This window comes from Granulicella aggregans (assembly GCF_025685565.1).
In the GTDB taxonomy this organism is placed as follows: domain Bacteria; phylum Acidobacteriota; class Terriglobia; order Terriglobales; family Acidobacteriaceae; genus Edaphobacter; species Edaphobacter aggregans_B.
Map to the genome: position 1 here is coordinate 845,665 of NZ_JAGSYE010000002.1, position 22,972 is coordinate 868,636.

A 22,972-nucleotide genomic window follows, 5' to 3' on the forward strand; every position below is an offset into this window, starting at 1 on the left:
GAACGCATCGCAGCCGTCTTTAGGAAGGGCGGGGGGGACAGATTGAAGACAAGACAGACAGCCAGGGAACGCAGGGCGGTATTGGATCGCGCCGCGTGGGCGATCATCGATTCGAGCCTCCCCGCCCTTTCGCGCGATGAGTGTCGCTTCCGCCGCCCTTCAAACTACGAGGAGATGTGGGAGGCAGTGGAAGCCTACGTTCCGCACTCGGACGACGCTCTACCCTTGCCTGGCACATGGCCAGCGTTCGAACACGCCTCTAGCGAATTCTTGCATGAATTCTACGGTTCGCGTCGCGCGTCTCATTTTCGGTTGCGCCACCCGACGGATTCGGGACCGAACGATGCGCGTTGTTGGCGGGCGTCGCCGACTACCTGTGTAGGCGATACGATCTGGATCTTCCTGGCTGGATCGGAGACCCAAGATACTGTCTGCAGGCACTCTGGGACCCCTTGGAAGACATCTGCCCTGATCTGCGCCCGACCAGATACCGGCGCTGCCAGATGACGGAGCCCGAGTTCCTTCGACGCAACGTCGTCTTCGAGACCCGCAACCTCATCACACTCTGAGAGCGCCCTCGCGGCAACTCCCGTTACTCGAACAGCGCAACATCTGAAGCGGCTTACCTGCTCGGGAGCGGCGTTCGTTCACGTTGGCGCTCCACACGAGCGGAGTGCCAACGTCAGCCGAACCTATCATTGGCGGCTCTGTACGTTCGGCACTGACCCAACAAAAGGCTTACGCTCTCTGCCGGGCAGCCTGATGCTCGTATCGGCGAACCGGTTCTAAAGCCATACCTCCGTTAGGTCACAACCCAGTAAGGGACGAAGTCTATTCGCTGCCACAGACTGGCGGTCGACAGATTTCGGATCACATACCTCCCAAAAAAATCTCTCTCCACTCCACAAATGGGCGCGGTCCGGTGAGGTTTCAGGTGTGAGGCAGCCGTGGTCTCCACGGAGCCTCAACACCAGGAGGTACGCACATGAAACCAATCCTTGTTGCAAAGTGGCGCATCGACGAAGATCCGATGGCCGATCAGCCGAGCAGTGTGAAGTGGAGCAATGGTGCTCCCGCCGAATACGAGGATTACCTCGAAAACGTGAATGGCACCCATTCGTGGCTCCCGGACGAGGATGGGATCGAGCTCATTATGTTTCCCGATGTAGTCGCGGACGTTAGCTTTGACTCGGACGCCCGGACCTGGGTCATTCGCGGAGTAGGTCCGCGCACGTTCGCACTGGATGTCACAGATCCGGTGGCCTCCGACGATCAGATCATTGCAGCCCTCCACTTACGCAGGATCGTCTACAAGGCCCGCATCCACCGTTGAGTAATTGGACCCTCCCGGCTTGCTCTTCGCGTGCGAAGCGAAGGGCCCACTAATCCGCTACAGAAGAACTGATTCGGCCAGCGCGGTGGCCACGCCACCGCCGCGCTGAGCCTCGCCTTCAAGAAAGCTGACCATGACAATTGAAGACTCGAAGCGCCACGAACGACTTCTCTATATAGATACAGAATCCACGTTCTGGGCCGGACCGCCGCCCCGAGGCCTCTCCCACGAGATCATCGAGATCGGCGTCGTGGAGATGGACACCGCAACTCTGAAGATCACAAGAGAGCGGTCCTACTTCGTGAGGCCGAAGCGATGGGAGATCAGCCCACGCTGCGCCAAGCTCACGGGGATCACTGCGGATGACATTCGCACCGCACGGACGTTCCCCGAAGTGATCGCGAAGGTGGTGAAGGAGTTCTCCCCCTCTACGGCGTTGTCCTGCACCTGGGGCGATGACGCCGCACTCATCGCGGCGGCCTGCCACCGGCATGGCCTGCCCATGCCGATCCGCAACGTGCTTGACCTCGCGCCATTGTTTCAAGGCCTGTTCCTCTTGAAGCAAATGGCTAGCCTTCACAATGCGGTCTTGATGCTGGGCCTCAACTTTGACGGTGTGCCTCATGGAGCTCTGCCTGACGCCCGCAACACGGCGCTTCTCCACGCGGAGGTTCTTCGACGGATGCGGCGTGAGCCCGATCCCGAAGCGTCGGTTCCAATGACTGATCTGCCTCCTGCGATGACAGCGTTCGGGGAGAAACTCCTCGCCGCCCTTGAGCGGCGTTGAACGATGGTTGCCCTCGACATGACGGCCTGCGCTTGTAGCACTTTTGTGTTATCCGGGCCGCTCCATTCTCGACGGTCACATGCCCGCAGCATCGTTTTATCAACCCATCACCCTCGTGGAGGACGCACGACATGGAGCAAGCGATGAAGCAACTATCCAAGGTCAAGCCCCGGAAAGGTTCATGCCGGATTGTGATGCCGACCGGGAAACCCGATGCCGAAGCTCTAAGGTCTTTCATGCTCGACTGCGTGGTCCCGCTCCTGGCCGATGAGTTCTTGAAGCACCGGTCTGCGATGTCCCCGGCGGCAATTCAAGTAAACGGAGACAATCCGACTTCCCAACTGCTGGGTAAGGAGGGCGGCCTATGAGGCCGTCGTACACCATGCTCAACGAAGTTCAGATCAATTCCGTTATCTCGGCAGCCAATGGACGCATCCGATGCGCCATCTATGCCCGCTACTCATCAGACAAACAGAAGGGAGCGTCCATCGACGTTCAAATCCGGAACTGTCGCGCAGCCGCTGCGCGGAAAGGTTGGGAAATCGTGGAAGAAGCCATCTTCTCTGACGAGGAGAAGTCGGGGACCACGCTCTTCCACCGTCCCGGCTTCGAACAACTCATGATCTGCGCCAAATCGAAGCCGAAGCTCTTTGAATATATCCTGTTCGACGACCCCTCACGAATGAGCCGAAACACTGCAGATGCTCTCAAGACAATCGAGATACTTAACCATCACAGGGTCTACGCACTCTTTGTGGAGGACGACCTTGACTCGAAGTCGCCTTGGTTTGACGAGGTTTTTCCCGCCATCGCCCAGCGCCATGCAAAGTTCTCAAAGACTCTTGGGTACAAAATCAAGGGTGCGAGAGTAGACCTCTTCGAAAAAGGATACAACCCCGGGGGCGATTGCTATGGCTATGAGAACGTCCGTGAGGAAGATCCGTCTCGACGAGGGTTATATGGCCACCCGGCCATTCTTGGCATGAGGCAGGTGGTACTTGCCGAGGAAGCCGCCATTGTCGTTCGCGTCTTCGAGATGTACGCGTCTGGCCGTTCCCTGCTACAGATCGCAACCATTCTTAACGATGAAAGAGTGCCGACTTCTCAGAACCCGCGTACTCGTCGCAATGCCGCCTGGTGCAAGACCGCGATCAGGGAGATCCTCCGCAATGAGCGTTACTGTGGACGGACGTATTGGGGACGTACAGTGGAGGATCGGGACCCGGAGACCGGAAATAAGACGAGGTCCGACGTTTCAGAAGACAAGTGGAAGCGCAAAGAGCTTCCCCACCTGAGAATCGTCTCAGACGAACTCTTTGCACAGGTGCAGGAGCAGTTTGTTCGAGCGACGCGCGGCTTCGGCGTCAAGCGACTGGGCGGGATGACTCGCACTGAAGCTTGCCGTAAGTACCTATTCAGCGGCCTCCTGAAGTGCGGTCTCTGCGGGGCAAACATGACGATCACCACAACGAATCCGGCCCGCTACGGATGCCGCAATCACCGAGAAAGTAAAACGTGTAGTAACAAAGCTACGATACTGCTGAAGATTCTTGAAGACACCTTCATTGCGGCTCTGAGCGACAATTTGAAACCAGGCTTACTTCAAGAAGATGTTGTTCAAGGCGTGATGCGCTGTCTGAAGGAGGCCATGGGCAGAAGTCGTCAACAGCGTTTGGACGCGGAACTACAACAAGATCAAATGGAGGCTACGCGACGGAAGCTCAGTAGCCAGATGGAAAACGTGGTCTCTGCCGTCCGTGAGTGTGGTCATTCTCGGAGCCTGTTAGCGGAGCTCAAGGAGATTGAAACCAAGATCGACCGCATCGACGAGACGCTAGCAAGCACATTGAAGCCACCAACAGCCGATATCACTGAACTAGAGGTGCGGTCGTTCATTGCAAACTCGGCGTCTTCGCTTGCGGAGATCCTTGCCGGATCGCCCGAGACCGTTCGCCACGAACTCCAAAAGCGAATGACCTCTATAACGCTGACACCGTCACAGGACGAACGCGGCCTTGTCTATCAGGTGAGCGGTGATGTCTCCCTTTTTTCTTCGCCAGAAGGTGTACTGCAGAGCAATCAAGTCCTGCTGTGCCCACCATATAATTCAATAACTTAGAGCAAGCGCCGGTGAGCTTCAGTGGGCCAGCTTACTGCGTCGTCACCTGGACCGAGTCGCCGACTGAATTGACCAGTGTCACTGTCACGTTCTGAATGGACGATGCATCATCGTTCAAAGTGAAGTCCTGCGTGTACACGAACGTGGATCCATAAGGTGCCGAGACAGACGAAGTAAAGTAGTCCGCAAAGATAGTAGTCGCGGGGAGCGTGATATCCGGGGTTGAGACGCTGTTTCCGGGAGCAGCCGTGAAATGGAACCTGGCAGTCGAAACCTCGCGCGTATTTGAGAATCCGTGCACCGCCACCACCAGCGTCGTGCCCGACCGCGTCAGAGCTGCGGTTGTGATCATTGGAACGGCTGGCGGAATCGTAATCTCTACGGGCACCACGTTCGCGGGCGTCACGTTGACTCCGTTCGATGTCACCACCAGAGTCACCGTTGCGACTCCGGCTACGGTGCCGCTCTGAATCTGCACGGTCGGCGTGACTTGCGATAGAGCTGGAATGGTGTAGAGCTGGGTCCGCCCCCCGGTCGAGAACTGTACCGCCGGATCATCGACTGCGTTGGTGACAGACGGTGTGAAGGCGAGATTCAGCGAGCCGGCGATCGGGAAGGGATATGGGTTGACCAGTTGGAAGGTCAAGGACGGCTGTGACGCGGGAGCCGCAGTGGGAGGCCCGGAGAAGTTAATATCCGGCGCAGCGAAGACAGAGAAACTCTGCGCAGCCGTGGTGGACTTGGTTACAGAATCGAATACCGTGATCTGCCCCGTTCCCGTCGCGGCCAGGAAGCTGGCAGGAACGATCGCCGTCAGCGTCGTGGAGCTGGCAAAATTTGTGGCTATTGCCGCGCCGTTGAGTTGTACCGTGTCTGTGGAGACGAAGTTAGCCCCGGTGAGCGTGATCGTTGTTGCCCCGCTGCCGATCACCCCACCCGCCGGAGTAATGCTGGCCAGTGTTGGAGCCGGCGGCGATACGGTGAAGGTCTGTGTCACCGAGGTCGCCGCGGCGTAAGTGGTATTCCCTGCCTGCGCCGCCTGGATAACCACCGTGCCCGCGCCCGTCAACGTCACCGTGCTGGCCGAGACGGTCGCCGGGCCTGAGATCACGGAGTATGTCACGGCCAAACCGGAAGAGGCCGTCGCAGATAGAGTGAACGGAGCGTCGCCCAGCGTGTGGTTCGGGATTGACGGAAAGGTGATGGTCTGCGACTGTAGCGATACCGTGAAACTCTGGTTGACCGGTGTCGCTGCCGCAAAGTTCGTGTTCCCGGCCTGCGTCGCCTGGATCTGCACCGTGCCCGCACCCGTCAGGGTGACCAAGTTGCCCGCAATCGTCGCCGGGCCGGAGTTGACAGCGTACGAGATCGCTAGCCCGGAGGAAGCCGTGGCGTTGAGTTGGAACGCCGGATCACCTGCTGTGTGGTTCGGGATTGGCGCGAAGCTAATCGTCTGCGTCGCCTTTGCGACTGTGAAGCTCTGCGTCACCGGCGTTGCCGCAGCAAAGGTGGTTGCATTTCCTGCCTGGGTCGCCTGAATCCCCACCGTACCAGCGCCGGTAATCGTCACGACGTTGCCCGACACCGTAGCCGGACCGCTGGTCACTGCATAACTGACAGGCAAGCCTGAACTCGCCGTAGCGTTCAACGTGAAGGGCGGGTCTCCGAACTGATGGTCCGGAATGGGGGCAAACGTGATCGTCTGCGCCTTGGTTGTTACTACCACGGTTTGGTTAGGCGACGTGCTGGCCTGGTAGTTGGCATCGCCACTGTAGCGCGCGTTTAGAACGTGCGTTCCCACGGTTAGATTGCTCACTGCCAGCACGGCAGAGCCTCCGGTGCTGGTCGACGTCACAGCTACAGTGCTCAAACTGGTGCTAGCGGTAGTGTCGAAGAAGTTCACTGTGCCGGTCATCGCGGGGCTGCCTGTTCCTCCGGCGATCGTCCCCGTCAACATCTCCGTCTGGCCCACCGCGAGAGTCGCAGCCGAAAGCGCCAGCGTCGAAGTCGTTGGATCCAGACTCACAGTGACCATCTGCGCTGGACTTGTGCTCGCGTCAACGTTTCCATCGCCGCCATAGCTCGCCGTGATGCTGTGCGTCCCCACTGTCAGCACCGTCGTCTGAAACTGCGCAGTCGCCGTCCCGCTCTGCTGCGACGCACTCAAAACCTGCGTCCCGACCAGGTTTGTCCCGTCAAAGAAGCTCACGTTACCGGTCGGCGTCGGTCCGCCCGTCGCGGCGGTGACGACGGCCTGGAAGGTCTCTGCCTGTCCCGCATTGAGCTGGGTTGGCGAAACGCTCAGCGCAGTCGTACTGGACGCCTTGGTAACCTGCCCGCCCGGAATGTAGACGGTTCCCATAGCGCCTGCGTTGCCGCCATCCGAGCTGCCGCCGGTGGCGGTGGCCAGCGTCAGATTGAAGTTGTTGGCAGAGGTGAAATAAAGGGCGACTCTGCCGCCACCGCCGCCCGCCTCGCCGCCTGAGCCGCCGTTGGCCGCAATGCTTCCCGAGCCCGCAAGGGTGGTTGTATGGATGTTTACCGATCCCCCCGAGCCGCCCCCGACCTGGAGACCGGTCCCGTCTCCGCCGTTCGCGGAGATCACCCCGTCATCGGTGAGCACTCCCGAGACGGTGAGGAGAAGGTCTCCGCCGCCCGCGCCGGGAATCGTTCCGCAACAGCGCGAGCCGCCCCCAGAGCCGAGATCGACGGGTAGCATCTTTGAGCCGTAGGTCGGGGATGGAGAAGCTCCATCGCCCACTCCACCGAGCCCACCGTAAGAGCCACCCGCGCTTGTACCAGCCGGAGAGCCGCCCGGTCCCGCGCCCGCGACATACCCCTGCGTATCGGCGTTCAGCGAACCGGCGCTATTGACGGTGATCGAGCCGGCGGTGATCGCCACGCCCGATCCCGCCCACACACCGTTGACCTGAGCCGTATTGTTTGCAGATTGCGCGACCACAGTGCCGCTCACCGCCAGTGCGTTGGTCACCGTCAAAGTTGTGCCACCGCCAATCGTCAGCAAGGCACCGGGCTGCAAATTCACGGTGTTGTACGTGGGAGAGCCCCCAGCTGGAATCGTGAAGTTCTGGTAGATCGCAAGATTGTTGTTCGTCGCCGAAGTATCGAAGAACGCCGACGTACCATTGCTGCCTGGAGAAGCTGTGGCGCTGGTGCATTGGGTGCCGCAACCGCCGCCCGAGGCCGTCGATGCGGAGAAGCCGGTGAAGTTGCTGGAGGGTGCGTCGTAGTAGACGGCCACACGACCACCACCACCGCCGGCCTCGCCGCCCAGACCACCATTGGCGGTAAAGGCCCCCGCCCCCGACAGCCCTGCGGTCTTAACGTAGACGGTTCCGCCGGAGCCGCCCCCAGCCTGGTACCCGACGATGGCCGCGCCATTGGCAGAGATCGTTCCGTTATTGGTGAGAGTTCCCGATACGTTGAAGAAGAGCGCACCGCCGCCCGCGCCCGCGGAGGTTGAGCAACAACGCAGACCGCCGCCCGAACCGAGGTCGACGGGAAGAGTCGCCGAACCATATGTGGCGGCCGAGGGACTTCCATCGCCTGCTCCTCCTGCTCCTCCGTAGGAGCCACCCGCGCTGGTACCGGGCGATGCACCGCCGGGACCGGCACTTGGGACATATCCCTGGCCATCGGCGTTGATCGAACCATTCGCGTTGACGACCACCTCTGCGGCGTTAAGGGTCACACCTGCGCCTTGCCACTTCCCGTTTACCAGGGCCGTATTGTTGATCGATTGCGCGACCACCGTACCGCTCACCGTCAAGGAACCGGCAACCGTAACCGTCGAGCCGCCGCCGATCGTCAGAACTGCATTCGGCTGCACCGTAATCGAGTTGTAGCTGACGGTTGTACCTGCCGGGATCGTGAGGTCCTGATCCACCATCAGATTGCTGTTGGTTGCCGAGGTGTCGAAAAACGCCGCAGTCCCCACTCCGCCCGCGGACGAAGTGCCGTTCGAGCACTGTGTCTGGCAGCTGCCTCCGTTGGACGTGGATGTGGAGAAGCCGGTAAAGGTGCTGGTCGGCGCGTTGTAGTAAACGGCGATCCGTCCGCCGCCGCCAGCTGCCTCGCCTCCTGTTCCGCCGTTGGCCGTAAAGACGCCCGAACCCGCCAAGCCTGCTGTCGTGACCCACACCGATCCGCCGGAACCACCGCCGCCCTGATAGCCAACTAAGTTCGCTCCGTTCGCGGAGATGACTCCATTGTCCGTGAGAGTTCCACTTATGATCAGGCGAACCAAGCCGCCGCCAGTTCCGGCAATCGCCCCACAGCAACGAGAGCCGCCGCCCGAGCCAAGATCGTCAGGCGTCGTGTTGGAACCATAGATCGGAGCCGGCGGAGTACCATCGCCCACTCCGCCCAGACCTCCATAGGAACCGCCGGCGCTCGAACCGGCCAGACCTCCGCCCGGGCCCGAACTAGCCAGATACCCCTGACCGTCCGCATTGATCGAACTGCCTGCATCCACCTGGACTGAGCCTGCGTCCACCGTCACGCCCGAGCCCTGCCAACTGCCACTCACCTGAGACGCATTGTTGATCGACTGCAACACCATCTGCGAATTGCCCGTGACCAGGATCGCGCCGCTGATGTTCAGCGTCGAGCCGCCCCCGATAGTGAAGTTGCCACCGCCGGTCACCGTGACACTGTTGGAAGCCAGGGTCGTGCCGCTGCCCACCGTGAGCTTCGCCCCATTGTTGACCGTGACACTGTTGAAGCTAAGGTTCGCATTCGGCGGGAGTGTCGTGTCGTTCGAGACGGTCAAGTTCGACCCGGAACCGAGTGTAAAGACCGTTCCGACCGCACCGGGATTGCCGTTGCTCGATGTGCCGCCGTTCGAAGTGACCAGCGCAATGTTGAAACCGCTGTTTGTGTTGTAGTAGATGGCAACCCTTCCGCCACCGCCGCCGGCCTCGCCGCCCAGGCCGCCGTCAACCGCAACGCTGCCTGAACCGGTCAGGGTCCCAATCTGCATGGATACGGTTCCGCCGGAACCCCCACCCACCTGCAGCCCGGTCCCATTTCCACCGTTCGCCGAGATGATTCCGTTATCGGTCAAAGTTCCCGAGACGGTGATCGTAAGCTCTCCACCACCCGCACCCGGAATCGTTCCGCAGCAGCGCGTGTTGCCTCCCGAACCGAGGTCGGTCGGCGCTGTCGTCGAGCCATAAATACCGCCCGGAGAGACGCCGTCGCCTACACCCCCAAGCCCGCCATAGGATCCACCCGCGCTTGAGCCGCCCGGTGCACCTCCTGGACCCGCGCCCGCAACGTATCCCTGGCCATCTGCGTTGATCGAGCCGCCGGTATTGACCACCATCGACGTCGCATGGAGAGTAACGCCACTTCCCTGCCACTTTCCGTTCATCAGAGCCGTGTTGTTGATCGACTGCGCAACCAGGGTGCCGCTGACAGTCAAAGTATTGGTCACTGTAACCGTTGAGCCACCGCCGATTGTCAGGATCGCGCCCGGCTGCACCGTAATTGAGTTGTACGTAACTGTAGTACCTGCGGGGATCGTAAGGTCCTGATCCACCATCAGATTGCCATTGGTTGCCGAGGTATCAAAAAACGCCACAGTGCCGGTGCTGCCTGCCGAAGCCGTGCCGTTCGAGCATTGCGTGCCGCAGCTCGCACCGTTGGACGTGGACGTTGAGAACCCTGTGAAGGTGCTTGTCGGCGCGTTGTAGTAAACAGCGATCCGTCCGCCGCCGCCGGCTGCCTCACCGCCCGTGCCGCCATTGGCTGTGAAGACGCCCGAGCCCACAAGTCCCGCCGTCGTGACCCACACCGACCCGCCGGAGCCACCCCCGCCCTGGTATCCGACCAGATTCGCTCCGTTCGCGGAGATAACCCCGTTGTCGGTTAGCGTTCCACTTACGATCAGACGGACCGCGCCGCCGCCAGTTCCGGCAATGGCTCCGCAACAGCGAGAACCGCCGCCCGAGCCAAGGTCGCTGGGCGTCGTGTTGGAACCATAAATCGGACCTGCGGAAGTAGCATTTTCCCCCAGTCCGCCCATCCCGCCGTAGGAGCCTCCGGCGCTCGAGCCGGCCGGAGCTCCGCCCGGACCTGCACTCGCCAGATACCCTTGGCCGTCTGCATTGATCGAGCTACCAGCATCTACCTGGACAGAGCCTGCGTTCACCGTAACGCCCACACCCTGCCAACTGCCGTTCACCTGCGCGGCATTGTTGATCGACTGCAGCACTACGTTGGAGTTCGCCGTCACAAGGACCGCGCCGCTGGCCGTTACAGTAGAGCCGCCACCAATCGTCAGCGTTGCGCCATTCTCAACCGTGAGGCTCGTCAGGCTATAAGTTCCAGTGGCCCAGGTTGCGTTGGTGGAAATTATCACGTTGCCCGTCTGCGCAACGAGAGTGGGCACGAGAGCCGAAATCGATGCGAACAAAAAGCAGAGGTTGAAAAGAACTGATTTCCAGGAGTTCCGAGTCTTGTTGTCGGTCGCCGGCTTCGCGAAGGTGGGGCGATTCATGAGTTGATCCCAGGCAAGCTGAATGTTCGAGTTGGGACTCGCTTGCGCGCTCGTGTCAACCTGCATTTGGGCCTCCACGATTCGATTCGGTGTACGGCGTGCAACCGTGACACGAGGACCAATCGCGGCGATGCGGTGTGCCGGACGCAGAACGCCGGAACACCGGAATCTTGACCGGGACAAATCACCAGTGGAGCATGGGGGCCGACGCGGGAATCTTACCACGGCGAATCCCGAACGAGCTGTTTTTTGCCAGAAATTGCAAAGCTCGTGAAATCGCTGACAAGGAGGCGTCATCCACACCATGGCTCTCCGGAGGAAAGCTCATGGTGCTACGACGCATCTGATTCGACAAATATGCGATGACCTAGAACGTGTAGTGGGCCGCAAGTTGCAAAGTTCGAGAGGCGACTCCGCCTGGCTGGAGTGTGCTCACCTTCCCGAATGTTGCGCTTCCAAACTGTGTGTTTGGATTCCCGAGACTCGCGTGGTTGAAGACGTTAGATGCCTCAAGACGAAACTCTATGGCATGGTTCTCGCGGATGTTCACCTTCTTCAGCAGCGAAGCATCCGACGTCACCAGCCGCGGTCCACGCCCAAAGGTGCGAGGAGCATTGCCAAAGGTAAACGCAGCGTTCTGAGTGAACGCACCCGTATTGAACCACTGCGCGATCTTTGCAGACCGCGCCCTTGAACTTGAGAGACTATTCGGATTGCCGTCGAGATTCGGGCGAACTCCATCCGAGTAGGTGCCGGTGTTGTTCGTCGCGTCGATCACGCTGAGCGCTGTGCCGGAGTGGATCTCTGTCAGCGCACCCACTGTCCACCCGCCCACCAGGCTATCCAGCCACCGAGACTGCAAGTTCACCAGCTTGCCGCGTCCGAAAGGAAGCTCATACAACGCATTGCCCATGAGGCGCTGGCGAACATCGTTGCCTGACAAACCATACCGTGTCTGCGGATGGTAGTAGTCGGTGTAAGTATCCGTGCCTGGATATCCGGCAAGCTCGTTGCGCGCCACTTCATTGTCGACGAACTTCGAGAAGGTATAGTTCACCTGATATTGAAGTCCGCGCGAGTAGCGCTTCTGCACACCGATGTTCACGCCGTTGTACTTGGACTGGCCGATGTCCGGATAGAGCACCTGGACGTTGCTGAACTGCGGGAAGGGCCGAAGCGTCTGCGTGTTGAAGCCGGCGGGCAAGGTAGACAGAGTCGCTTGGGCCGTCGGAGTGATCTGATTGATGCTCTCGGCGCTTACGCTGGCGAGATGATGGCCGTAAGTTCCGAGATAACCGACATCCAGCAGAAGACTTCCCTTGAACTCATGCTGCACGTCGAGATTCGCCTGGTACAGGTATCCGGTATGCCGCTTGGGCTGAATGAATTGTGGCGCGACGGTGGGCTTCTGCCCAACGGCAACTGCGCCAAAGCCCGGGGTCAGTTGATCGAGCGTCGGGAACACCGCCTTGCCCGTGCCATCTGTCGCGTTATTCTTCAACAGAAACGCGGGTGTTCCAACGCCAGGGTTCGCCGACTGTAGCGTGATCGCGTTCGAAAAGCCGGTGTAATCGACGATGGGAGTTGCCTGGTCGTACTCGCCGGGGAACAGGATCGCTCCACCACCACGCACTACAGAGTGTTCGACAGGTGTGTAAGCAAAGCCGACGCGCGGGCCGAAGTTGGTATAGTCGAAGTTGTTCGCGTACTTGCTCTGACCGTTGATGCCGGAGAAGGTGATGATGCCCGGCGTGTTGGAAATGGGGTTGATCGCGTTTACGTCGAAGGAGTTCTGCCGGTTGTTGGTGAGATAACGAGGCGAGTCGATGTCCCAACGAAGCCCATAGTTCAGGGTCAGCTTGGAGTTCACGTGCCAGTTGTCCTGCGCGTAGAGTCCCCAGCTCCAACCAACCGAGTAGAGCAGTTCCGTCTCCTGCCGCGTGGCGGAGGCGACGCGACCCAACACCAGGTTTGCCAGGCTTCCAGCCGCTGCGTTCGTGCTGATGCCCGTGTTGTTGAAGGTGAAGAAGCCGCCGGCTGACGGAGAGTAGAGGTCCCCATCGGCGGAGGTGCGATAGTCGACGCCGAACTTAAATTGATGATTGCCGCGCTGCCAGGAAAGATTATCGGTGTACTCGTTGCTGATGATGGGAGTCTGCAAACGCTGTTGCTGGGAGTTGTTTCCGATTGCAGCCAGGCCGCTCAATGAGACGCCAGGGAAGAATTGGGAATTGATTCCAGGCAACGCCAGCTGAGAGTTTACTGCTGCATCCACGCTGTGCGAGATGCTGAGCGACTGCCTGCGCGAGTAAGTGAATCTCGCTTCGTTGATCAGGCTTGGCGTGAAGATGTGGTTCCAGGTAGCGGACGGGTTGTAGTAGTAGTTGTGCGATAGCGCGCCGTAGACGTCTGTACCGGGAGTTGGAAACACATCGGAGGTGACAGTGTGATCCGGCTGGGCGAGGAAGCGGCCATAGACTGTGTCCTTCTCGCGGAAGACGTGATCGATGCGAACAACGTAGTCGTTGATGATTGCGGTCGCTGGATCGTTCGCGGTGAAGTTATTGCTGTTGATGGGAGCGCCGGCGATGTTCGGCAGCGGATAGTAGGAAGCCAGCTTGAGGCCGTAGGGATCAAGCTCCGCGCTGGGCAGCTTGTTGAGAGTCCCATCATCTCCAATAGCCTGCTTGCCGGTGCTGGGATCGATAACCGGGGTTGCGATGGCCGAAAAATCTCCCAGGCGCTCTGCAGCAGACGGAACGCTCAGCGTGAGAACGCTCGTCGTAGTCGCGCGCTTACCTTCATAAGTGAAGAAGAAGTGCGTCTTGTCCTTGATGATCGGGCCACCGATGCTTCCTCCAAACAGCTTGTACTGTAGCGGCGGGTTAACGGTGGCGAACAGTGGCTTGGCCTGCAGATTATTGCTGCGATAGTAGATGTATCCGCTGCCGTGGAACTGGTTTGTGCCGGATTTCGTGGTCATCTGGATAACGCCACCGCCAGAACGTCCAAGGTCCGCGGTGTAGTCACTGACCGTGAGATTAAACTCCTGCAACGCGTCGATGGGAAGATCGAACATCTGGGTCGGAACACCTTGCAGCAGGTTCTGCGTGGTTCCACCGTCGACTGTGTAATTCGCATTGTTGCCGCGGCCACCCGCGATGGCGAAAGTCGATCCCGATCCTGTGCCGGTGCCGATGACAAAACCGTTGAGGCGCTGTAGCTGCGTGGCCCTGCGATCCAGTAGCGGCAGATTCACGATCGTCTCGTTTTCGACGACATTCGAGATCGTGGAGGTCGTCGTTTGCAGCAATGGAATATCAGATTCGACATCGATGCTCTGCTGCACCTGGCCCGTCTGCAGAACGAGATCGACTGTCGATGTCTGACCGGTAAGCACCTGCACGCCGGTCTTCGTCTCGGAACCGAATCCATCTTTTTCGACGGTGAGGTCATAGTGTCCAGGGATAAGCACTGGGAAGATGAAGAAGCCATCGTCGTTGGATCTAGCTTCGCGATGTTCGCCGGACTCGGTTCGTGTGATGCTGATCTTCGCTCCGGAGATCTGGGCCTTCTGAGCGTCCTGAACGGAGCCTGAGATACTCGTCGTCTGGGCGAATGCTCGGGTTGAGGCGAAGCCAAAAGCGATGATCGCCAAGGCAAAGACAGATCGCAGTGCGTATGCTGCGGCTCGAAGATTTGAGAGTTTCATGACGGCCTCATAAGGGATGATGGAACGGAAGAATCTGAACGCTGCGCACGTGAAGAGGTTGCGGAGCTGAAGCTGTCGATAGCGGTGCGATCGCGCAACAACAGCGCATGGGCTTGTGCATCGATGGGGTGTAGATCGTCATGTCGATTCCTTTTCGTACTGGGTTATGTTGCGCAAGCTCTAGGCAAAGACCTGGTTATTGACGACCCCGGCAACGTTCGTCAACCGGAAGTCGCGGCCCTCGTAGCGATACGTCAGTTGCTCATGGTCGATGCCCATCAACGCAAGCAACGTCGCGTGCAAATCGTTGATGTGCATGCGGCCGTCGACTGCGGTCATGCCAAGCTCGTCGGTTGCCCCATAGCTGAAGCCCTTCTTCACGCCCGCGCCCGCAAGGAACATGGAGTAGCCCGTGATGTTGTGGTCGCGGCCATCGGCACCCTGTGACGTAGGCAGACGGCCAAATTCGGAACCGAAGAGCACGAGCGTGTCCTCGAGAAGTCCGCGCTGTTTAAGGTCGGTGAGCAATGCCGCAGTCGGCTGATCGACGCGGCGCGACTGCTCGATCAATCCCTGGTGCAGGTTGGTGTGATGGTCCCATCCAGCCTGGCGGATCTCGACGAATCGCACGCCAGCTTCACTCAGTCGACGCGCCATGAGGCACTGTCGCGCGAACGACCCCTCCGGCCCGGGCTTCACGCCGTAAGCATCCTGCACATGCTGCGGCTCGCCGGAGATATCTAGAAGTTGCGGAACTGTGTCCTGCATGCGGAAGCCAAGCTCGTAGGATTTGATCACACCATCGACGGCATCCGGTGCGCCCGGTCGTAGAGCCACGTCATGGTTGAACGATTGGATGAGGTCAATCTGTTCACGCTCTAGTCTCCTCTCAGTAGCGGCCTTGATGTTCGGCATGAAGCCCTGGTCGGTGATCGCCGTGCCCTGATAGTAAGCGGGCAGGAACGCGCTGCCGTAGTTCGCCGCGCCACCAAAGGCAATTGGTGGATTGATGGTGATGTAACCGGGGAGGTTCTGGTTCTCCGTACCTAGCCCATAGAGAAGCCATGATCCCCAACTCGGTCTCGTGAGTGCAGCATTCGCGCTGCCTGTATGCAGTTGCACGACTGCCTGCGGATGCGCTGGAGTATCGGTGTAGAGTCCACGCAAAAAGCTGAACTCGTCTGCATGCTCCGCGATGTTCGGAAGTAGTTCAGAGAAGTACGCTCCGGACTTGCCGTACTGCTTGAACTTAAATCGCGAGGGGGTGATGGTGCCGCCTCCGGGGCCGGACTTGCCGCCGCGCTTCTCCAGCTCTGGCTTGTACTCGAAGGTGTCCACGCTCGACATCGCGCCTTCCATGAAGAGGAAGATGACGCGCTTGGCCTTCACCGGTAGCGGAGGCTTCTTCGGAGCAAGAGGGTTGTTGACGTTCAACTCCTGCGCAGCGGCCTTCTTCGCGACCGAGCCGAGCAGTCCAGCGAGAGCGAGGTGCCCGAAGCCTGCACCAGCAGACCTCAACAGATTTCGACGAGAGACTTGAAAAGGATTGTTCGACATCTTCGTGATCTCCAATATTCCGTTGTTGGTTAGCGTGCGAATTGAAACTCGGCCGAGCCATAAAGCGACTGCACAAACGCTGCCCAGGCAGCCTGCTGTGAGGAGTCGGGAATGACGAGCGGTGGTGTCTCGTCCGCGAATTGTTTGCTCGTATCGTCGGGATCATCCTGGCCCAGGCTGTCGGAGCGAACGATGCCGGCCGTGACATCTTTCGAAGATTCCGAGGCAGTTGCAGAACCGATCGCTAGACTAGCTTCAATCAGTTGCGCCTTGGGAGGATGGCCACTCGCCCACGTCTGTGCGTACTTCGCGAGAAAGACTCTCACCCGTTCGGCCTCCCCCTTAGTCGGCTCGCGTCCCAGCACTCTTTCGAACGCTACGCGGATGCGTTGTGTATCGTTTCCACGCCTGTCGGCGAGAAGCCTTTGTGCGAGCAACAACGACTGCTCTCTTACAAATGGGGAGTTTAGAAGGAAAAGCGCCTGTGTTGGCACGGTCGTCTCTTCCCGTTGACCACTCACTAATGTCTGCGTCACGGGATCGAAGGCTGCCAACGCTCGAGGAGTCTCGCCGCGCAACTGCGGCAGGTAGATGCTGCGATAGGGACTGCGGTCGGCGGCTTTCAGGATCGAATGCACCACAGGGCCGTCGTCACGCATCTCGATCACTCGCAGCGCCATCGTCGGGGAGCCATGGGGAGGGCTCAAGTTCAGAGTGCCCGCCGACTGCAGAATCGTGTCGCGGATCTCTTCCGCTTCAAGCCGCCGCGGGGCATGTCGCCAGATCAGATGGTCCGCCGGATCGATGTCGCGATATCCCTCAGGCGTCTCTGAACCGAGCTGATACGCGCGCGTCAAAACGATCTCGCGCACCAGATGTTTCGTCGACCAGCCGTTGTGAATCAGGTCCTGCGCAAGATAGTCCAGCAGCGCTGCGTTCGCAGGAGTGTCGCCCGTCGAGCCAAAGTTGTCCACTGTACTGACTAACCCGGTACCGAACAAATGTTGCCAGACACGGTTTGCATAGACTCTCGCCGTCAGCGGATTCTCTGGATCTGTGATCCATTGAGCAAGCTCAAGACGTCCACTGTGATTCGCGGGAATCTTCGGTGTATTGCTCAGACTTACGAGCGAGAGAAATCCGCGCGGCGCGATCGGGCCGTGGCGTTCTTCCACCCCGCGAATCCGGACGGCTGTGTCAATGATCTCGCCATCGCGAGCGCCCTCGATGCCGTAACCAAGTTCACCGAGATCGTTGGTCAGCTTCAGCTCTTCGCTCAGGTGAACGAAGTTCCGTTGCAGGTCTGTGTGGGTCTTCTTGTACGCATCTGACTGAGCCGGGCGGTTGGGATTCGCTTTGAACTCAGCTGCATCCTTTTCGTTGAAGGCATCGAGCGCAAACTTGGCTGCGGCTACCTCTGCCTTCAGCTTGTCTACATCGGCTTGCGAAGCCTTCGGCGCCTGCGAGGACGAACTGAGGTAGTTCAGCAGCTTCGGTTCGTAGTACTGCAGGCTCGCTCCACCCATTCGGCTACCGAGTCCCGCAGCATCGACGGTGCTGGTAAAGATGCTCGCCAGAGCGTAGTAGTCGGTCGCGGGTATCGGGTCGAACTTGTGGTCGTGGCAGCGCGCGCAGGAGACAGTCAGCGCCATGGTCGAACGCGTCACCGTGTCGATCTGATCGTCTACGTTGTCCATCTTGAACCGCGCTTTGAAACGCTGGTTCACATCCTTCGGCCCGAGCGCGAGGAACCCAGTCGCGATCAGTAGACGATCATGCTCCGCCGGTGTGGCCGCCGGCAGAAGATCGCCGGCAATCTGCTCCTGCAGAAAGCGGTTATACGGAACATCGCGGTTGAACGCGTCGATGACATAGTCGCGATAGCGCCACGCGAAGGGATAGGGCATGTTGCGGGACGGTCCCGAAGACTCGGCATAGCGCGCCACATCGAGCCAGTGCCGTCCCCAGCGCTCGCCATAGCGCGGTGATGCAAGCAGGTGATCGACCAGCTTTGCGTAAGCCTGCGATGAATGGTCTTTCTCAAATGCCTTGACCTCTGCGGGTGTTGGCGGAAGTCCCGTCAGATCGTAGCTCAGGCGGCGAATCAACGTGCCGGCATCCGCGTCCTTCACGGGTGCAAGCTTCTTCGCTTCAAGGCCAGCCAACACAAACCTGTCGATGGGCTGGCTCGACCATGCCGCGTCCCTGACTTCAGGCACAACCGGGATCGTCATAGGCTGCCAGGCCCACCAATTCTTCTTCAACTTCGCGTAGTTCGCAGCGATGCGCGCTGGCGTCTGCGGCAGCTTCTCTGTCTCGTCAGGCCACGCCGCTCCATCTTTGATCCAGTGTTCGAGAATGGCGACCTGGTCAGCGGGCAACGCCTCCTTGCTCTCCTGCGGCATGCGCTTCTTATCGTCGCTGGACTTTACCCGCTCAATCAGCAAGCTTTTTTCGGGATGTCCCGGAATAATTGCCGGTCCGGAGTTGCCGCCGTTGAAGATCGCAATGCCGACATCGACCCGCAGCCCACCCGCTTCCTTGAAGGCTTCGGAGTGGCAGTTGTAGCAGTTATTCACCAGAATTGGACGGACGTTCTTCTCGAAGTATGCAAGCTGCTCTGCTGTTGCTGGTCGGGGATAGGCCACCTTCTGAACCTTCGCACCACCCTTGGCATTGGTCTGTGCGACAGCTTCGGTCGCGGGCTGATTCTCGGCGGCGACCGCTGCGACTACGGGCCAGAATGCCCCTTCTGCAATCCACTTCCTTACGTTAGCGACAGTCGCCGCAGGCAGCGGATCGTCCTCGCCCTTAGGCATCCGCTTCTTCGTATCCGTTGAAAGAATCCGCTGAAGGATCAGGCTCTCATCCGGCTTCTCCAGGTTGATCGCGGCACCGGACTTTCCGCCCGTCAATAACGCATCGCGATCATCGACGCGCAGACCTCCGGCAGAACGTGTGGAAGTTGAATGGCAGTCATAGCAGTGTTCCGTGAGCACAGGACGGACCTGCTTCTCAAAGAACTCAGCCTTTGCGGAATCGCCGCCGTTGCCGGACTGCGCCGGGCCCGATGCTGCGTTTACGACTGGAGAGTTCCAGCTCCAGATGACTGCCAGTGCCAACGCAATGACCGGTAGGGATGCAAATGCTACGCGCAGACGCGCGATCCTGAGCTTTACGATGGTGCTCATGAGGCGGAATTCCTATCGTGGGCACGCGAAGATGCACACTGCTGGGCCCATCAGACAGAGTCAAACGCAATCTGGCCGATACGAGCCAGATGACGCGACGACTCACGCGAGGGCAAGCGAAAGAGGACTACTGGAATTTAGGGGATTTTGTTACGCAGGAATCATCAACACGAGCAACAACAAAGTGTCAGCTCGAAAGCGGGAAAGAGGGTCACCGAAATGGATTCGCGCTTAGACATCTTGATGTATGAAACCATGACTCGGAACGAGCGTCAACCCTTAGCAACAATAAATCCGCCTTTGTGCTGAGCCAGGCACGTCGCCTCAAGGCCTCAGATCCAGAGCTCTCCACCTGCGGTTGGAGATCAGAATCACTACATGGATTGGCGACATTCGCAGAGAGCCTCTCTAGAGTTCCGATGTCTCGAAAAACCGAATTCCAGAGGTCGCAATGCAAGTCTCCTGGCGACATAAGTTGGCCACGCACGTCATCCTTCTCTTGTCCACATGTCTGGGGCTGTCGCAATTCATAAGCGCCCAGGCACCCACAGGCACCATCGAAGGCACGGTGTCGGACGCGCACGGTCTCATCATCACCAGTGCCCATATCACGCTTGAGGGGAAGACCTCCGGCATCCACCGCGAGTTACATGGAGAACAGGACGGGCGCTTTCAGTTCTCTGCCCTTCCAATCGACGCCTATTCGCTAACGATTCAAGCAGAAGGCTTTGCCAGGTTTATCGAAGACCCCATTCGCCTCTCCATTGGCGATGCCTATCGACTTGACGCCAAACTATCTCTCGCTAGCTTGCAGGAGACCGTCCTTGTTGAAGCTGGTGCAGCCAACATCGACCTTGCCACAAACAATCTCGGCAAGACAGTTACCCAGAGAGAGATCGTCGACCTTCCACTCAATGGAAGAAACTTCGCTCAGCTTGGCCTGCTCCAGACAGGCGTTGCGCCGCTTACTGCAGGCTTATTGACGGAGGGAGGATCGCTTCGCGCGGGCCAGTCCTTCGTGGTCAACGGACAAAGACCAGAGGCCAACAACTTCATCCTGGACGGAGCGCAGAACGTCGACCGGATGGATGGAGGCTTTGCGCTGCGAATCCCTATCGACGCGTTGCAGGAGTTCCGCATCCTCACGGCCACGGCTTCGCCGGAGTACGGCGGCAACATCGGCTCCGTGACCACTATCGTTACGCGAAGCGGCGGCCCTCACTTCCACGGCGGCGTCTACGACTTCTTTCGCAACGACATCTTCGACACACGTAACTACTTTTCGCAGCATGTCGAGCCGCTCAAGCAGGACCAGTTCGGCGTAACTATCGGTGGCCCGGTAGCTGCAGGGTCCCTCGCGGGGAAGCTCTTCTTCTTCAGCTACTACGAAGGTCTTCGCAATCGCGCTGGCATCACGACTTCCGCGACCGTCCCGACGGCGGCGCAACAAGCGGGCGACTTCTCCGGCGACAGCACACCGCTGCTCAACCTCGCTGCGGGAGGCGTGCCCTTCCCCGGCGGCAAACTGCCCACGGCAGCCATCAGTCCCGTTGGCTTGAACGTCGCCAAACTCTACTACATCGGGAACACTTCGCCATCGGTGTACACAAGCACCCTGGTGGGCACGAACAACTACGACCAGACCGGGCTACGCCTCGACCTGCATCGGACAGACGCCGACTCCTACTTCCTTCGCTACTCCTACTTCACCGGCCTGAACCTGAATCCGATCTCGGTCCGCGGCTCTGACCTTCCCGGCTTTCCCACGCGCGACGACTACACCGTTCACTCGGCCGTCATCGGCAACAGCCACCTCTTCGGAGCGCACGTCAGCAACAATATCCAGACCTCCTTCTTCCGCTATGGCTTCCTCTTCGATCAGCGTTTGAATCGCAATGGCCCGCGCACGCTAGGCTTCGACTACGATTCTGCTTCAGCAATAGGTGAGGGCCCACCGTTCTTCAACCTAAGCGGATACTCGCCGGTCGGCGGCGCGATCACCGGCCCGCGGACCTCGGTGCAAAATACGTATGAAGTATCGGATACCGTCTCGGTCTCGCGTGGAGCACACCTCTTCCGCTTCGGCGGCGACTTCGTGCGCAACCAGTTCAACCTCTTTCAATCGATCGCCCCCAACGGCTTCTTCGTCTTCGCCTCTTCGTTCCCGACGAACGATGCCTTTGCCAACCTGCTGCTCGGCACTCCTGTGCTGTTCTACCAGGGGCTAGGCTCATTCGATCGCGGAGTCCGCCACTGGGGAATGTCTTCGTTCTTCACCGACGAGTGGCGTTTGACCCGCCGCTTCACCTTGAACGCGGGCATTCGCTACGAGATCATCAACCCGAACACCGAGATCCACGACCGGCTGAACGCCTTCGTTCCAGGGCAGCAATCCACAGTGCGCCCGGATGCGCCCGCAGGGCTGCTCTATCCCGGTGACGCAGGGATTGGCAAAGGGATCGCGCACAGCTACTACAAGGGCTTTGGGCCGCGCGTTGGCTTCGCCTGGGACCCGTATGGGAACAATAAGACGTCTATCCGCGCCGCCTACGGCATCTTCTATGACCCGTTCTCCAATGGGTCGAACGTCACCGCGCAGACCCCCGTCTCGTCTCTACCCTATGCGCAGTTCGTAGAGATCTCCGGCAAGGTCAACTTTCAGGCTCCCTACACGGGTCGAACCGTTCCCACGCCGAACACCTTCACGCAGCCGGCCACAGCCTTCACGATGGACCCGAACTCCAAGCCATCGAACGCACAGGATTGGGACCTCGGAATACAACAGGAGCTGGGGAACGCCTTCGTGCTCGAAGCCCGCTACGTTGGGACCAAGGGTACTCACCTGCCGCGCAACATCGAGGCGAATCCCGCGGTCTTCGGCCCGGGAGCGACGTCTTCCAATGCGGATCGACGCCGCGAGTATGCGAACTGCCAGCCCAATAACGGGCCATGCGACTTCGCCACGGTGGGCGAGTTGACCTACGGGCAGAACTCAACCTATCACGCAGCGCAGTTCTCGGTCTCTCGCAACTTCCAGCATGGCTTCGGCGTGAACGTCTCGTACTGGTGGTCGAAGACGATGGACTATCTCTCGTCGATGAATCTTCAGGGCGCTTCGGCCAAGCCACTCAGCGGAGAGAACGACCTCGCGCAAAACCCCTTCGATCTCAAGGCGGAGCACGGCCCATCGCTCTTCGACGCACGCAACCGTTTCGTGGCCAGCGCGATATGGCAGGTCCCGTTTGCTGCGCACATGAGTGGCACATCGAAGCTGCTGCTCGACGGATGGCAGTTGAACACCATCGCCATTGCGAACGCGGCGACACCCTTCACCGTCTACGACAGCACCAACGTGTCGCTCCAGGCGAGCTCTCCGCCCATCTCCGGCTACTTCGCCAGCCGGCCTAACCTCTTGCACAATCCGAACCATGGCCCGCACACCGTGAACCAGTGGATCAGCCCGTCGGACTTCCAGCGTCTGAACCCCGTGACCCAGGCAGGACAGTTCGGCAACTCGGGCCGCAACGTCGCACGAGCACCGGCCTTCACCAACGTGGATGCATCGGCAGTGAAGAACTTCCCGCTGCGCGAAGCGACCTACGCTCAGTTTCGCGCGGAGATGTTCAATATCGCGAACCACGCGAACTTCGGTGTTCCTATCGCCGACCTCGCCTCGCCCAACTTCGGCCGCGTGCTTCAATCAGGCTCCCCTCGTCTGGTTCAGTTCGCCGTAAAGATCGTGTTCTAAGG

8 protein-coding genes are annotated in these 22,972 nt (G+C 59.5%); 4 read left to right on the plus strand and 4 right to left on the minus strand.

Annotation, left to right across the window (positions count from 1 at the left end):
• Positions 1-985 precede the first annotated feature (985 nt).
• From OHL18_RS13210 to OHL18_RS13220, 3 genes are all read left to right on the plus strand, one after another.
• Complete coding sequence (locus OHL18_RS13210; protein WP_263375312.1) at positions 986-1,333, plus strand: hypothetical protein; 348 nt, start codon at positions 986-988, stop codon at positions 1,331-1,333.
• Positions 1,334-1,466: 133 nt separating this feature from the next.
• Positions 1,467-2,120 (plus strand): 3'-5' exonuclease, encoded by a 654-nt coding sequence (locus OHL18_RS13215; protein WP_263375313.1) that lies wholly within the window; start codon positions 1,467-1,469, stop codon positions 2,118-2,120.
• 382 nt (positions 2,121-2,502) lie between these two features.
• Complete coding sequence (locus tag OHL18_RS13220; RefSeq protein ID WP_263375314.1) at positions 2,503-4,239, plus strand: recombinase family protein; 1,737 nt, start codon at positions 2,503-2,505, stop codon at positions 4,237-4,239.
• 31 nt (positions 4,240-4,270) lie between these two features.
• Here the strand turns inward: OHL18_RS13220 and OHL18_RS13225 are convergent, their stop codons facing one another.
• The 4 genes from OHL18_RS13225 to OHL18_RS13240 all read right to left on the minus strand — a co-directional run bounded on the left by OHL18_RS13225 (position 4,271) and on the right by OHL18_RS13240 (position 19,222).
• Positions 4,271-10,828: a beta strand repeat-containing protein gene (locus tag OHL18_RS13225; RefSeq protein WP_263375315.1), complete on the minus strand. Its 6,558-nt coding sequence runs from the start codon at positions 10,826-10,828 to the stop codon at positions 4,271-4,273.
• 301 nt (positions 10,829-11,129) lie between these two features.
• Positions 11,130-14,474, minus strand: a complete 3,345-nt coding sequence (locus OHL18_RS13230) for a TonB-dependent receptor domain-containing protein (RefSeq protein WP_263375316.1) — start codon at positions 14,472-14,474, stop codon at positions 11,130-11,132.
• 180 nt (positions 14,475-14,654) lie between these two features.
• Positions 14,655-16,031: a DUF1501 domain-containing protein gene (locus tag OHL18_RS13235; protein WP_263375317.1), complete on the minus strand. Its 1,377-nt coding sequence runs from the start codon at positions 16,029-16,031 to the stop codon at positions 14,655-14,657.
• Between the two features lie 29 nt (positions 16,032-16,060).
• A complete protein-coding gene (locus OHL18_RS13240) occupies positions 16,061-19,222 on the minus strand; it encodes a PSD1 and planctomycete cytochrome C domain-containing protein (protein ID WP_263375318.1) in 3,162 nt (1,053 codons plus the stop codon).
• A gap of 475 nt (positions 19,223-19,697) precedes the next feature.
• On the opposite strand from OHL18_RS13240, the gene OHL18_RS13245 reads away from it, so the two are divergent.
• On the plus strand, positions 19,698-22,970 hold the full coding sequence (locus tag OHL18_RS13245; protein ID WP_263375319.1) for a TonB-dependent receptor: 3,273 nt from the start codon (positions 19,698-19,700) through the stop codon (positions 22,968-22,970).
• Positions 22,971-22,972: the final 2 nt, after the last annotated feature.